General features: G+C 52.6%; 11 protein-coding genes. 3 read left to right on the plus strand and 8 right to left on the minus strand.

Annotated elements, in window-relative coordinates; translation table 11 throughout:
- Positions 1-17 precede the first annotated feature (17 nt).
- The 7 genes from CHU32_RS09230 to mntR form a co-directional block, all read right to left on the minus strand.
- The gene (locus CHU32_RS09230; protein ID WP_103675492.1) at positions 18-1394 is read right to left on the minus strand and encodes a glycoside hydrolase family 1 protein; all 1377 of its coding nucleotides are present in this window, start codon (positions 1392-1394) and stop codon (positions 18-20) included.
- A gap of 312 nt (positions 1395-1706) precedes the next feature.
- Complete coding sequence (locus CHU32_RS09235; protein WP_103675493.1) at positions 1707-2744, minus strand: aldo/keto reductase; 1038 nt, start codon at positions 2742-2744, stop codon at positions 1707-1709.
- 107 nt (positions 2745-2851) lie between these two features.
- Positions 2852-4378 (minus strand): efflux transporter outer membrane subunit, encoded by a 1527-nt coding sequence (locus CHU32_RS09240; protein WP_103675494.1) that lies wholly within the window; start codon positions 4376-4378, stop codon positions 2852-2854.
- 1 nt (position 4379) lies between these two features.
- Positions 4380-5951: a DHA2 family efflux MFS transporter permease subunit gene (locus CHU32_RS09245; protein WP_103675495.1), complete on the minus strand. Its 1572-nt coding sequence runs from the start codon at positions 5949-5951 to the stop codon at positions 4380-4382.
- A complete protein-coding gene (locus CHU32_RS09250) occupies positions 5948-7099 on the minus strand; it encodes an HlyD family secretion protein (protein WP_103675496.1) in 1152 nt (383 codons plus the stop codon). Before CHU32_RS09250 ends, CHU32_RS09245 begins: the two co-directional genes overlap by 4 nt.
- 99 nt (positions 7100-7198) lie before the next feature.
- Positions 7199-8308, minus strand: coding sequence for an anion transporter (locus CHU32_RS09255; RefSeq protein ID WP_103675497.1), 1110 nt, complete (start codon positions 8306-8308; stop codon positions 7199-7201).
- Positions 8305-8778 (minus strand): manganese-binding transcriptional regulator MntR, encoded by a 474-nt coding sequence (mntR, locus tag CHU32_RS09260; protein ID WP_103675498.1) that lies wholly within the window; start codon positions 8776-8778, stop codon positions 8305-8307. The genes CHU32_RS09255 and mntR overlap by 4 nt, the downstream gene beginning before the upstream one ends.
- A 182-nt stretch (positions 8779-8960) precedes the next feature.
- Here mntR and mntS point away from each other — a divergent pair, with 182 nt between their 5' ends.
- Together mntS and CHU32_RS09270 are read left to right on the plus strand one after the other, a co-directional pair.
- Positions 8961-9089 (plus strand): manganase accumulation protein MntS, encoded by a 129-nt coding sequence (gene mntS, locus CHU32_RS09265; RefSeq protein WP_103675499.1) that lies wholly within the window; start codon positions 8961-8963, stop codon positions 9087-9089.
- Between the two features lie 280 nt (positions 9090-9369).
- Positions 9370-10956: a phosphoethanolamine transferase gene (locus tag CHU32_RS09270; protein ID WP_103675500.1), complete on the plus strand. Its 1587-nt coding sequence runs from the start codon at positions 9370-9372 to the stop codon at positions 10954-10956.
- Positions 10957-11233: 277 nt separating this feature from the next.
- Here CHU32_RS09270 and ompX read toward each other — a convergent pair whose 3' ends face one another.
- On the minus strand, positions 11234-11740 hold the full coding sequence (ompX, locus tag CHU32_RS09275) for an outer membrane protein OmpX (protein WP_103675501.1): 507 nt from the start codon (positions 11738-11740) through the stop codon (positions 11234-11236).
- 350 nt (positions 11741-12090) lie between these two features.
- Between ompX and rhtA the strand changes: the two genes are divergently transcribed.
- A complete protein-coding gene (gene rhtA / locus CHU32_RS09280) occupies positions 12091-12981 on the plus strand; it encodes a threonine/homoserine exporter RhtA (protein ID WP_103675502.1) in 891 nt (296 codons plus the stop codon).
- Positions 12982-13196: the final 215 nt, after the last annotated feature.

Raw genomic sequence — 13196 nt, forward strand, 5'->3', positions numbered from 1 at the left:
CAAACCCGGCCAGATGTTTACATCTTGTCGCCGTTACTGTGGATGACCTGTTTTAACCAGGCATAGCTCTTCTTCGGCACCCTTTTCAGGTCTTTTAAATCATGGTTTTCCCGGTTCACGTAGACGACTCCGTAGCGTTTACGCATATCGCCTTGTGAACTGAGAATGTCGATAAGCCCCCAGCCGAGATAGCCGATTACCTGTGCGCCATCCTCAAAAATAGCGGCCTTCATGGCGTTAATATGCTCGCGGTGATAGTCGATGCGATAGTCATCTTCAATCATGTTGACGCCGTCCCACGACTCAATGACCCCGATACCATTTTCAATCGGGAAGACCGGCAGACGCCAGTCGTTGTAGTAACGGGTAATGATGGTGCGAAAGCCCAGCGGATCGATTTGCCAGTTCCACTCCGTCGCTTTCAGCCACGGATTCGGTTTATCGCCGTGCAGCAGGTAATAGTTCACCGGCGTATTTTCGGCAATGGCATCGCTGTCGAGAGTACGACTGGCATAATAGCTAAATGCCATAAAATCATTTTTGACGCGGGTCAGCAGTGCCAGATCCTCTTCACGATAAATATCCTCAAAACCTTCGCGCTTCACGACTGCCAGCACTTCCGGGCTGTACCCTTCCCCGGCGTAAACCCGCAGCAGGTTTTGGTTAAGAAACTCGTCGTACTGCTGGGCGCAGAAAATATCCCGTGGTTTGCAGGTTGCCGGATAGACCAGTTGATGGGCCAGCATCCCGCCAAACATTTTCCCCGGCTGGGTGTCATGCAGATACTGGGTTAAATGCACATGCGCCATCATGGTGTGATGCTGGATCAGATACAACTCGCGCAGCGTTTGATCGCCCTGCATATAGCCAGCAACCTTAAACGCTTCCGGCATATGGAAAATATTCTGTTCATTAAAAGACAGCCAGTATTTCACCCGATCGCCAAAGCGGTCGATCATCTGCTTCCCATACCGGATGAATGCTTCCATAACGCGGCGATCGGTAAAACCGTTATACTGCTCGGCCAGCGCCAGTGGCATATCAAAGTGATACAGGCAGACCATCGGCTCAATACCGCGGGCAATCAGATCATTGATAAATCGGTCATAGAACGCGATACCTTCTTCATTAAACTCGCCATCTCCCTGCGGGCACACGCGGCTCCATGAAATCTGGAAACGATAGCAGTTCATGCCCAGATCCTGCATATGGTCGAAATCTTCCCGGTAGCGGTGATAGGAGTCCGTGGCGACTTTCCAGTCAGAGGCAAACTCGCTGGCCTCACGGATATCGTAAACCGACTTCCCTTTTCCGCCTTCGTTCCAGGCTCCTTCAGTCTGCATGCTGGAGACCGAATTTCCCCATAAAAATCCGTCGGCTAATTTTTTGGTCATTGACTGGCTCCTTATTTCTATATGACTAGTCATTTAAAATATATGACTAGTCATATACCCGGAACCGTCGGGCAGGCAAAAACTAATGCGCGAAAATGTGAGCGGATTCGAAAAGATCGTGGCGAGCGGCAAAAGAAAAGCCCGGCGAAGGCCGGGCGAAGGTGGTGAGAGAAATAATGTCTGCCCATGTGGTGATTTGCCGGATGGCGCTGCGCTTAATCGGCCTACATTTCCTCTAAAATCAACGTATTCTCCGGGATCGTAGGCCCGCGCAAGCGCAGCGCCGCCGGGCACGGGCCACAACGTAACGCGTTACCCTTTCAGCTGATTGCGGCGATATTCCCCCTGCCGCTCCAGCATCCAGCCGGGATATTCCCGCGGCAGCGCGCTGACCCCATCAAGCTGTTTAAGCTCCTCTTCGCTCAGACGGATCTCCGTGGCCGCGATATTATCAGTCAACTGCTCAGGACGCTTCGCCCCGATAATCACGCTGCTGACCACCGGCTGATGCAGCAGCCACGCCAGCGCAATCTGCGCTACCGACACACCTTTGCTGTCAGCAATTGTGCGCATCACATCCACGCAATCAAACGCGCGTTCTTTCTCCACCGGCGGGAAATCAAATTCCTGACGGCGACTGCCAGCTTCACTTTCGCCATCGCGGCTATATTTACCGCTCAGCAGGCCGCCTGCCAGCGGACTCCAGACCATCAGCCCGACGCCTTCACTTTGCATCATCGGCACCAGTTCACGTTCCAGATCGCGCCCGGCGATGGTGTAGTAAGCCTGGAGGGAGGCAAAGCGTGCCAGCCCTTTGCGCTCGGAAATGCCCAGCGCTTTGGTAATTTGCCATGCCGCCCAGTTTGACACGCCGATATAACGTACATGGCCGTGCTGGACCAGATTATCCAGCGCGTACAGCGTTTCTTCCATCGGCGTTGCTGGATCAAACCCGTGTAGCTGATAGAGATCGATATGATCCAGTTGCAGGCGGCGCAGGCTCTCCTTCACGCTGTTGATAATGTGATAACGCGAACTGCCGCGCGAGTTAACGCCTTTGGTGCCGGTTTCGCCAAACACCTTGGTGGCGACCACCACATCCTCACGCGGGATCTTCAGGTTTTTCAACGCCTGCCCGGTGATCTCCTCTGAACGCCCCTCGGAGTAAACATTCGCGGTGTCGATAAAGTTGATCCCCGCCTCCAGCGCGGTGCCCACCAGTTTTTCCGCATCGGCCTGGCGTAGCTGACCAATCTTACCCCACATGCCTTCTTCGCCGCCGAAGGTCATGGTGCCGAGGCACAGCTCCGAGACAAACAGACCGGTATTGCCGAGTTTTTGATATCGCACAGGACTCTCCTTTCAGGATGATAACGTGAGTACCCTATAGTTATAACTCCCTGTGCACGCTGGCGAATGTGGCGTTCCTGTTGTTTTCTTGCCCAATCCTCTGAAAGTTAGCCGCGCGGTGCATCGCCGAAGACGGAATAGTCCGGCAGTCGCACCGTCTGATACGGCTCCCAGCCGCCGCCCAGTGCCTTATACAGGGCCACCAAATCGAGACTGCTTTGCACCTTCGCCTGCGCCCGCTGTTGTTCGGCCTGCGCCAGTTGACGCTGGGCATCAAGCACATCAATAAAGGTTGCCAGCCCCTGCCGATAGCTGTCGCTGGCAAGATTAAAGGCGTTTTGCAGCGCCTCGATCGACCGATCCAGCCCCTGCTCCTGCTGCTGATCGCTGCGATAGCTAACCAGCGCGTTCTCTACGTCATTCAGCGCATTCAATACCGTCTGACGATATTGCAGCACCGTCGCCCCTTGCTGGGCGCGGGCCAGTTTGACGCTGGAGACCAGACGACCGCCCTGGAAAATAGGGATTGAGACCTGCGGGCCAAAGCTGTAAAAATGGCTGCTCCAGTCGGTCAGCCAGTCGGCTTCGCTGTTGCGCATGCCAAACTGGCCGCTCAGCGTCAGACTGGGGAACAACTGGGCGACGGAAACGCCAATTTGCGCGGTGGCAGCGTGCAGATTAGCTTCCGCTTCACGCACGTCCGGACGCCGGCGAGCCAGCGTTGACGGAATCCCCGTTTTAACAATATTGGGTAGCGGCGGCAGAGGTTGTTCGCCACGCAGTTCATTATCCAGCGTACCGGGCGCTTTCCCCAACAGCACGGCCAGGGCGTTCATCGCCTGGCGTTGCTGTGCCTGATATTGCGGCAATTGCGCTTCGAGATTACCTAACTGAGCACGGGCGTTTTCCACATCCATTTGCGGTGACAGCCCGCCGCGCTGACGGTTCTCAGTCAGCTCCAGCGTCTGCTGCGCGCTGGCAATCTGCGTATTCATGGTATGGATAATACTTTGCGCCCCGCGCAACTGTAGCCAGGCGCGGGCGACTTCCGCCTCCAGCGATACCAGCGCATCGTTGCGTTGCTCAATTGCCGCCTGCTGTTGTGCATCCGCCGCTTCCACCTGACGGCGGACTTTACCCCATAAATCCAGCTCCCACTGCGCGTCAAAGCTACCCTGGTAAAGGTTAATCGGCTGGGTCAACGGCCCCAGCGCGCCGCGCAGTTCTGGATCGACGTTATCAAGTTGGCTGTAGACGTCATGCGATTCCAGTTCGCCCTTTAGCCCCAGTTGCTGACGGGTGGCCTGTAAATTGCCATTGACCGACGGCATAAATGCGCCGCCCGCCTGATTTAATTGTTCGCGCGCACCGGCAATACGCAGCACCGCTTGTTGCAGTGACAGGTTGCCTGCAATCGCCCGCTCAATCAGGCTGTTGAGCTGCGGCGAATTAAAGGTGGTCCACCAGCGCGGGTCGACTGCCTGCGGCCGGGTTTGCGACGGTACATCGCCGCCGCCCGCATCATTCCAGCGCGCCGGCGTCTGCGGTACCGCCGTCTTATAGTCCGGGCCTACGCTGCACCCGGCCATCATCAGTGCGATCGCTGCCAGAGGAAAAATAGTGCGTCTTTGCATATTAATGTGCTCCTGCGCTGCCTTCACTCTTCACTGGTGATAGCAGTAGACAAAAAGGGATCAGCAGTAGCGCGACTACGCTAAGCAGGGTAAAGACATCGATGTAAGCCAGAATGCGCGACTGTTCGATCATCGTCTGGTACATCTGCCCGGTAGCCAGACTGATGGGATCGCCCACCAGCCCGGTAAAGTCACGAATAGCCTGTGCCGACTGGCGGATAGCCTGCTGAAACTGTTCGTTAAAGGGGCTGGTGTGGTAAGCCAGATGCGCGCTGTGCGCCTGCGCCCGCTCGGTAATCGCGGCTGTAGAAAGCGAGATGCCAACCGATCCCGCCACATTACGGAACATGGTAAACAGCGCCGAGGCATCGGCATTGAGCTGGCGTGGAATGGTAATAAAAGCAATGGTGGTCAGCGGCACAAACAGGAAGCCAAGCCCCAGCGATTGCGCACTGCGGAACAGCACCAGCGTTTCAAAATCAACGTCTGGCGTCAGAGTCCGTGACCAGAAGAACGCGGCCCCCAACAGGAAGAAGCCAAATGCAATGATGTAACGAGTTTGTACCACCGGCATCAGCTTGAGCACCAGCGGGATGGTCAGCACAATCAATATCGCCCCCGGCGAGAGTACCAGCCCTGACCAGGTTGCCGTATAGCCCAGATCCTGCTGCGCCAGCTGCGGGATCACCACCGAACTGCCGTAGAGGATCATCGCCATTCCCGCCATTAGCAGGCTGGAAACGGCGAAGTTTTTATCCGCCATACAGCGCAAATCGACCACCGGTTTGCGGGCGTATATCAGCCAGAATATCGCGCCGATAATGCCGATCAGCGTCAGTACCGCAAAAGTACAGATGAAGTTAGAGTAAAACCAGTCTTCATCCTCCCCACGGTCAAGCATCACCTGTAAGCAGCCCAGCCCCAGCGCAATCAGGCCGATCCCGGTCCAGTCGATAGACAGTTTTTCTTCAGACTTACGCTCCCACGGCGGATCTTCCAGCAATTGATAAATCGCCAGCACGGTCACGATGCCGACCGGAATATTAATAAAAAATACCCAGCGCCAGGAGTAGTTATCCGTGATCCAGCCGCCAAGCGTTGGCCCTAATACCGGGGCGACGATAATGGCAATCGACGACAGACCAAACGCTTTGCCGCGATCTTCTGGTTTAAAATAATCCAGCAGCACCGACTGCTGGGTCGGCTGAAGTCCACCGCCGAAGAACCCTTGCATGATGCGAAACAGGATGATTTGCCATAGTTCGGTTGCGATGCCGCATAAAAAAGAGCAAATCGTAAACATCACAATGCAGATCAAAAAGAACTGCTTGCGGCCAAAAACCCGGCTCAGAAATGCAGAGATAGGCAGTACGATGCCGTTGGCCACCAGGTAGCTGGTCAGCACCCAGGTCGATTCATCATAACTGGCCGACAACGATCCGGCGACGTGCGGCAGCGCCACGTTAACGATGGTGGTATCCAGGATTTCCATAAATACCGCCAGCGTCACCACCATCGCCACCGCCCACGGATTACTGGCCGGACGCCAGTTTTCATGGCTGTGGTCGGTCATTCCAGCGTTACCTTCGGTTCCACAGAGAGGCCAAGCGGCAGCGGATGATTGTCATCCAGACCTTTGTCGATGACGATTTTCACCGGCACGCGCTGGACAATTTTCACAAAGTTGCCGGTGGCGTTTTCCGACGGGAAGGCGGCGAATTTCGAGCCACTGCCCTGCTGGATACTGTCTACATGTCCTTCCAGCTCCATATCACCGAACGCGTCCACCTTAATGCTGACTTTATTGCCCGGACGCAGACGTTCAAGCTGCGACTCTTTGAAGTTCGCCACAACCCAGATATTGGGTGAGACCAGCGAAAAGAGCGCGGTGCCCGCCTGCACGAGGGTACCGTTTTGCACGTTGCGCTTAGTGACAAAGCCATCAAACGGCGCACGTACTTCGGTCCAGGAGAGGTTCAGTTCCGCCGTCTCTAACTGGGCGCGTGCCTGATCCACCTGCCGCTCACGCGCTTCAACGTTGGTTTCCTGCTGACGGATTTGCAATTCGACCTGTTCGGCGACTTCAAGCTGCGCTTTGGCGCTGGCCATCTGGGCCTGCGCGCTGCGTAACTGCGCGTTCGCTGAATCAATATTTTGTTGTGTGGTGGCACGCGGATCGACGCCGCGCTGACGACGATACGCCGCTTCGGCATTGGCCTGATCGGCCTGTGCTTTCAGCACCTGTGCGCGTGCTTCATCACGCTGGGCAGGATACTGAACTTTAGAGAGCGCAAGTTGCGCCTGCGCCTGATGGAGTTGTGCTTCAGCAAGCCCCAGTTGGGCTTTGGCCTGATCGCGCTGGGCGGTTGCATCCCTGGGGTCGATGACCACCAGCAGATCGCCCTTCTTCACGCGCTGGTTATCGTTAACCCGCAAATCAGTCACGTAGCCAGAGACCTTCGGCGCAATAGTCACCGCGTCGCCGTCGGTAAAGGCATCGTCGGTGGTTTCCTGATTACGGGTCATCAGCCACCACACCAGCGCCACGATGATCATCACAATCACCACGATACCGAGAATAATCAGCGGCTTTTTACCCGGACGTTTACGTTCGTCCTTTTTCTTGTCGCCTTCCTGGTTATCCGCTTTCTTATCGCCTTGCTGGCCTTCAGGTTTTTTGTCTTCTTCCTGGTTATCAGGTTTTTGCTCTTGTTCTGCCATAAGTATGCAACGGTCCTGTCAGTTAACGGCGTAAAGGGGCCTGATAACTAAAGTTAGGAGGTTGCTATACATTTTCCAGGAAAAACTGACAAATCAGCACTAACTGACAAGGAATAATCCGTATCCTACCAGCGCGGCCCACAATAATAAGGGTAAAGAATACAGATGAAAGCGCCACCAGATACGGCGGTCGCCTGCCATACGCAGGGCAATAAGATTTGCCAACGATCCGGGTAATAGCCCAAAGCCGCCGACATTAACCGCCCATGCCAGCAATGCGGAAGAAGGCACATAATTCAGCAGCAGAATGGTAGATGGAACATTGCTGATGACCTGTGACAGACCAATGGCTGTCAACCATAGCTGAAGCGGCGACAAATTCCCGACCCGTTCTAACAGGCCCTGCAATACAGGGAGCTGAGTCAGAAGATGAACATCTATGAACATCACAACAAACACCAGCAGTAGCGACCAGTCAACCTTGAGCACCACACCTCTGGCCACGATAAAGAAACCAATAAACAAGATGCCCAGTCCCCATAGCTCCTGCTTTGTTTCCAGCGTCACGAGAAAAACCAGATAAAAAAAGAGACAGCTCCAGACAAGACGTCGCTGCCATTGCGCTGATTTATCGCCATGATGAAAGTGCAGGGGCTGAGGTGGAAAACAGATCCAGCACAGCACCAGTAAGGTGGCCATCATGCTGAGCGCCAGCGGCAACATTTGCTCAATAAACGCTATAAATGACAACCCGGAGCGTCCCCAAAGCAAAATATTTTGCGGATTGCCGATAGGCGTAAGCAGCGATCCGGCATTGACCGCCAGCGCTTCAAAAATGATCAGCCTGTTGACCGGAATTTCACACCACTTTTTCAGGGTTAACGTCAGGGGGACGACGATAAACAGCGCCACGTCGTTGGTTAAAAACGTTGATAACACCGCGGCGGCCAGCACCATAAAAAGTGCCAACTGCCTTATCGTCACAAAGCGGCGGGCCATTTTTCGCCCCAGCACATCAAAACAGCCGCTCTGTTCCACGCCTTTAGTCAGCAGCATCAATCCGCTGAGGGTAATAATAGTGTGCCAGTCAACTGCTGCGGGCCAGCGTGCCGGCATAAAGGGAACAAACAGGCTAATGACGATGGCAATAATAATCAGTAGATGAAGGAAACGATCGCGAGCGAGGGCATGGAAAAACGGCAGGTTCATTCAGCGGATATTCCGTGCGTTTGGCTAAACTGGCGAAACCGCTCCAGCGTCTCTTCACTGACGTGGTGTTCAATACCTTCGGCATCACGGCGCGCGGTATCCGGGCTGACACCCAGTACCAACAGGAAGTTCTCCACGATGTGATGACGCTGACGGCTTTCTTCAGCAAGCTTTTCCCCTTCTGGCGTCAGAAATACCCCACGCCATGGGATCTGCTCAATGAGACCGACCCCGGCCAGACGCTTGAGCATTTTGGCTACCGTCGGCTGCGACACGCCGAGACGGGCCGCCATATCCACCTGACGCGCTTCGCCCACTTCGCGAATGAGATCGGAGATTAACTCAACGTAGTCGTCAATCAACTCCCGGCGATGTGCCTCCCGGACCTGACGGAACCCCTCAACGTGATCCTCAACATTGACTAATTGCGTCACTTTTTTTGTTGTTGGTTTTCCTGTGCGACGGCTCATTGGACTTCCTCGTTCATGCGATACCCCGGGGGTATCAAGTAAAGAACGCTCATTGTATAGGATTGTGATGGGAGTACAAAAAATTAACGTTTTAGCCATAGCTATAAAATATAGCCCGTGCTATATCTGTATGTAATGCAGTCACTCTTCAGGGAGGAAGAGGCAAAACGTCAGGAGGTCCTATGAACGAATTTCAGAGGTGTATACGCGTGTTTAGTCACTCTCCCTTTAAAGTGCGGTTAATGCTGTTGAATATGCTGTGTGAGATGATCAACGGCAAACCCCGCCAGGACGATAAACCTTCTCATTAATGCGGCGTCGCGGTACGCCGCTTCATTTTTATGTCATCTTTTAGCGTTACGCTGGCCGTTTACCGGCTCATTCCTCCTTTTTCTTACGGATTTGCAATCTGCCTCGCAAAACAATTTCTTATGGCTAGTTGACCTTGTATTCACGGCGCTTTATCTTCTTGCAGCCCTGCAACTCTTGCGGCTCGCAGATGCGGACACTCTCCTCCTCTTCACGCACTGACCGGCAGGTTTTGACCCTTGACGCCAGGGTGAGCACATGGCGTTTTTATGACTGTGGCATATGAATTACACCCTGAAAGAATCGCTTGTCTCCCGACGTCAGGCGTTAAGCCCGTGGATGGCTTTCTATTTTCTGCAAGCCTTATTGATAAATCTCGCGCTCGGCTATCCTTTTAGCCTGCTGTACACCGTCGCCTTTACCTGCGTACTTCATCTGCTGTGGCGTACCGTACCCCGAGTACAAAAAGTCGTTGTCGGCCTCTATTCTCTACTTGCCGCCAGCTATTATCCTTTTGGCCAGGCATATGGCTCTCCTAACTTTAATACCTTGTTGGCAATGCATTCGACCAACATGGAAGAATCCACTGAAATCCTGACCATTTTTCCCTGGTACAGCTATGTGATTGGCCTGTTTATTTTCGCTCTCGGCGTCATTGCCGTGCGCCGTAAATCCGTCAGCCGACAGCCATGGGGGAAAATGGATAGCCTGTGCCTGCTGTTTAGTGTAGGAACCTTCTTTGTTCAGCCAATACAGAACCTGGCATGGGGTGGCGTATTCAAACTAAAAGATACCGGTTACCCGGCAGTTCGTTTTGTTAAAGATGTGGTGGTGAATAACCAGGAAGTGCTCGAAGAGCAGGCGCGGATGGCACAACTGGCCAGTATGAAAGATACCTGGCACGTCATCGGGGTTAAACCGAAATATCACTACTACATTGTCGTTATCGGCGAAAGCGCCCGTCGTGATGCGCTGGGCGCATTTGGTGGTCACTGGGACAACACGCCCTTTGCCAGTGCCGTTAATGGTACATTGTTTACTGACTATATTGCCGCCAGCGGCTCGACGCAAAAATCGCTGGGCCTGACGCTAAACCGCGTTGTAGATAACAAACCGCAGTATCAGGATAATTTTGTGACGCTGGCAAACCGCGCAGGTTTTCAGACATGGTGGTTTTCTAATCAGGGGCAAATTGGCGAGTATGACTCGGCAATTGCCAGCATCGCAAAACGTGCTGATGAAGTGCAGTTTCTGAAAAGCGGTGATTTTGAGGCGGATAAAAACACCCAGGATACCGAGCTTTTAAAAATGACCTCGCAGGTTTTTGCAACCCACCGCAGTCAACCGCAGCTTATTGTACTGCATTTAATGGGGTCACATCCGCAGGCGTGCGATCGTACGGGAGGAAAATATACCGTCTTTGTGCAATCGAAAGAGACCTCATGCTATCTCTATACCATGACCCAGACCGACAACTTATTAGCGCAACTTTACACGCAGTTGCAAAACACCGGTGAGAGCTTTTCGCTGGTTTATTTTTCCGACCATGGTCTGGCCTTTAAAGAACGCGGAAAAAAAGTACAGTACCTCGCTCATGATGATAAATACCAGCAAAATTTCCAGGTGCCGTTTATGGTGCTATCCAGCGATGATAAAACGCATCGCCTTATAAAAACGCGCCGCTCGGCCAATGATTTTCTCGCCTTTTTCTCGCAGTGGACCGGTATCACCGCGCAGGAAATTAAAAAGCGCTATGACTTTATCTCGACGCAGAAAGCCGGGCCGACATGGATCACCAATTTCCGCCTGGAGAAAGTGGACTACGACCATCTGGGTAGCGATATTTTTAACATTAAACCAAATCACTAATTACGCCGTGTAACGGCCTTTAACCCACTTTTTACGCCTGCGAGTATTCTTCGCAGGCTTTTTTTTGCCGGTAACGTACTCTACCCTCTCACAACCCTTCACAAAAACATGATCCTCTTCGCATTAATGGTAATTTTTATCAAAAATAATAAATAAAATCGGTAAAAATTTTCACAAACAAAATTGAGAATGTTACTGATAAATAACAAAAAAATAGCCCCCAATAAGGGAGCTATTCAAAATATCTTCTGCTTAACAGCGTAAATTCACGCGGTTATCAGAAACGGTAGCCGACGCCCGCGATCCAGGTGCCAACGTCAACGCTACGGATACGGCTCTGCTCGTAGGAGAAGTCCAGAGCAACGTTTTCCATCGGGTTGAACTGCAGACCAGCGCCGTACGCTACGCCGTAGTCGCTGGTGCTGTGGTTGTCAGGAATATCGTTCGCCTGAACTTTACCGTAACCAAAACCTACAACACCATAGATGCTGGCCCAGTCGTTGATACGGTAAGCCGGACCCGCGGTGAAGCCGTAATACTGCGCTTTGTTGTACAGGCCGTTAGAGGTGTCATCTTTTTCGGTATAGGTGAAGGAACCAATAACGCCCAGCGGAGTATCGTTTTCGTAGCGGTACTTCAGGTTGAAACCGTTAGCTTTGTTAGCCACGCCCTGCATATCGCTTTGGGCATAACCACCGGTAACGGTAGACGTTGCAGCTACGGCAGTACCTGCGGAAACGGCCAGAACTGCGGCCAGTGCTGAAAGACATGCAATTTTTTTCATAACCACCTCAAATGTGCTTCAAGTAAGTCCTAAGTTTTAAATATATCAAAATGCTAAGAAACTTTTTGCGAATTGCGTTGTCGCATGCGTCATTTCCTGTAACGAAACATTTCCTTTGTTGACTATCCCTTTCAAAAAACAGCGCTTTTATCGCAGAGGGCGTCATTATGACTCGCCTGAATGAATGCAATCATCGGATTACTCTCAATCTCCGGGAGATTTTTTTCCGCGCATTCTGATTCATAGCATGAATATTAAGCGTTCTTTTTTCAATGAAGACTAAACCATCGCCATTGATTCCATTACACTGCTGGCTTTACATCGTTTGACAAAATTTGACGGGAGAAAGGATGCCTGGTTCGCAGCATAAAATGCCGGTGTGGTTACCTGTTGTTATTTTACTGGTCGCAATGGCCTCAATTCAAAGCGGCGCGTCGCTGGCGAAATCGCTTTTTCCACTGGTGGGCGCACCCGGTGTCACCGCGCTGCGCCTGGCCCTGGGAACACTTATTCTGATTGCAGTCTTTAAACCCTGGCGGCTGCGTTTTGCCAGAAACCAGCGTTTGCCTTTGCTTTGCTATGGTCTCTCACTTGGGGCAATGAACTATTTGTTTTATCTCGCTATCCAGACCATTCCACTGGGTATTGCGGTAGCGCTGGAATTTACTGGCCCGCTGGCGGTCGCCCTCTTTTCGTCACGCCGCCCGGTGGATTTTGTGTGGGTTGTTCTTGCAGTATTGGGGCTATGGTTCTTGCTGCCATTGGGCCAGGATGTGGCTCATGTAGATCTTACCGGGGCGCTGTTGGCGCTCGGCGCTGGCGCATGCTGGGCCATTTATATTCTCTCAGGGCAACGCGCCGGAGCGGAACATGGCCCGGCAACGGTGGCCATGGGTTCGCTGATTGCCGCCATCATTTTCGTTCCGCTTGGCGCATTGCAGGCAGGTGACGCATTATGGCATTGGTCAGTTCTGCCGCTGGGGCTGGCAATCGCCATACTATCCACGGCACTGCCTTATTCGCTGGAGATGATTGCGCTTACCCGCTTACCTACGCGCACCTTTGGTACGTTAATGAGCATGGAACCCGCACTGGCAGCCATTTCTGGCATTATTTTCCTTGGCGAAACGCTGACCTTAACGCAGACACTGGCGCTGGGGGCTATTATTGCGGCTTCGATGGGGTCAACCCTGACCCTACGCAAAGAGCCAGAAATTAAACGTGTAAAAATCAAAAAATAATAATATACCGCATGGCGTGCATAGCCATGCAGTATATATTCATGACATAAAAAGCATGATGACGAAATAATGAATATGCTGCGAAATAATACATTTATCGCGCTATTCCCAAGAATGAAATTAAGAATCATTTACGGAGAATGCCTGTAACCGTTTGATATAACGCAACATAAATACCGGCAACAGAGTGGCGCTATTAAACCGATAGGTACATC

Origin of the sequence: Superficieibacter electus (assembly GCF_002915575.1) — a bacterium.
Taxonomy (GTDB): domain Bacteria; phylum Pseudomonadota; class Gammaproteobacteria; order Enterobacterales; family Enterobacteriaceae; genus Superficieibacter; species Superficieibacter electus.

What these genes read in the sequence shown, in the direction of transcription:
- CHU32_RS09255 (WP_103675497.1), bottom strand. Translation starts at nt 8,308, where the DNA reads ATGAACCTGCCGTTTTTCCATGCCCTCGCTCGCGATCGTTTCCTTCAT.
- CHU32_RS09250 (WP_103675496.1), bottom strand. Translation starts at nt 7,099, where the DNA reads ATGGCAGAACAAGAGCAAAAACCTGATAACCAGGAAGAAGACAAAAAA.
- mntR (WP_103675498.1), bottom strand. Translation starts at nt 8,778, where the DNA reads ATGAGCCGTCGCACAGGAAAACCAACAACAAAAAAAGTGACGCAATTA.
- ompX (WP_103675501.1), bottom strand. Translation starts at nt 11,740, where the DNA reads ATGAAAAAAATTGCATGTCTTTCAGCACTGGCCGCAGTTCTGGCCGTT.
- mntS (WP_103675499.1), top strand. Translation starts at nt 8,961, where the DNA reads ATGAACGAATTTCAGAGGTGTATACGCGTGTTTAGTCACTCTCCCTTT.
- CHU32_RS09270 (WP_103675500.1), top strand. Translation starts at nt 9,370, where the DNA reads ATGAATTACACCCTGAAAGAATCGCTTGTCTCCCGACGTCAGGCGTTA.
- CHU32_RS09240 (WP_103675494.1), bottom strand. Translation starts at nt 4,378, where the DNA reads ATGCAAAGACGCACTATTTTTCCTCTGGCAGCGATCGCACTGATGATG.
- rhtA (WP_103675502.1), top strand. Translation starts at nt 12,091, where the DNA reads ATGCCTGGTTCGCAGCATAAAATGCCGGTGTGGTTACCTGTTGTTATT.
- CHU32_RS09245 (WP_103675495.1), bottom strand. Translation starts at nt 5,951, where the DNA reads ATGACCGACCACAGCCATGAAAACTGGCGTCCGGCCAGTAATCCGTGG.
- CHU32_RS09230 (WP_103675492.1), bottom strand. Translation starts at nt 1,394, where the DNA reads ATGACCAAAAAATTAGCCGACGGATTTTTATGGGGAAATTCGGTCTCC.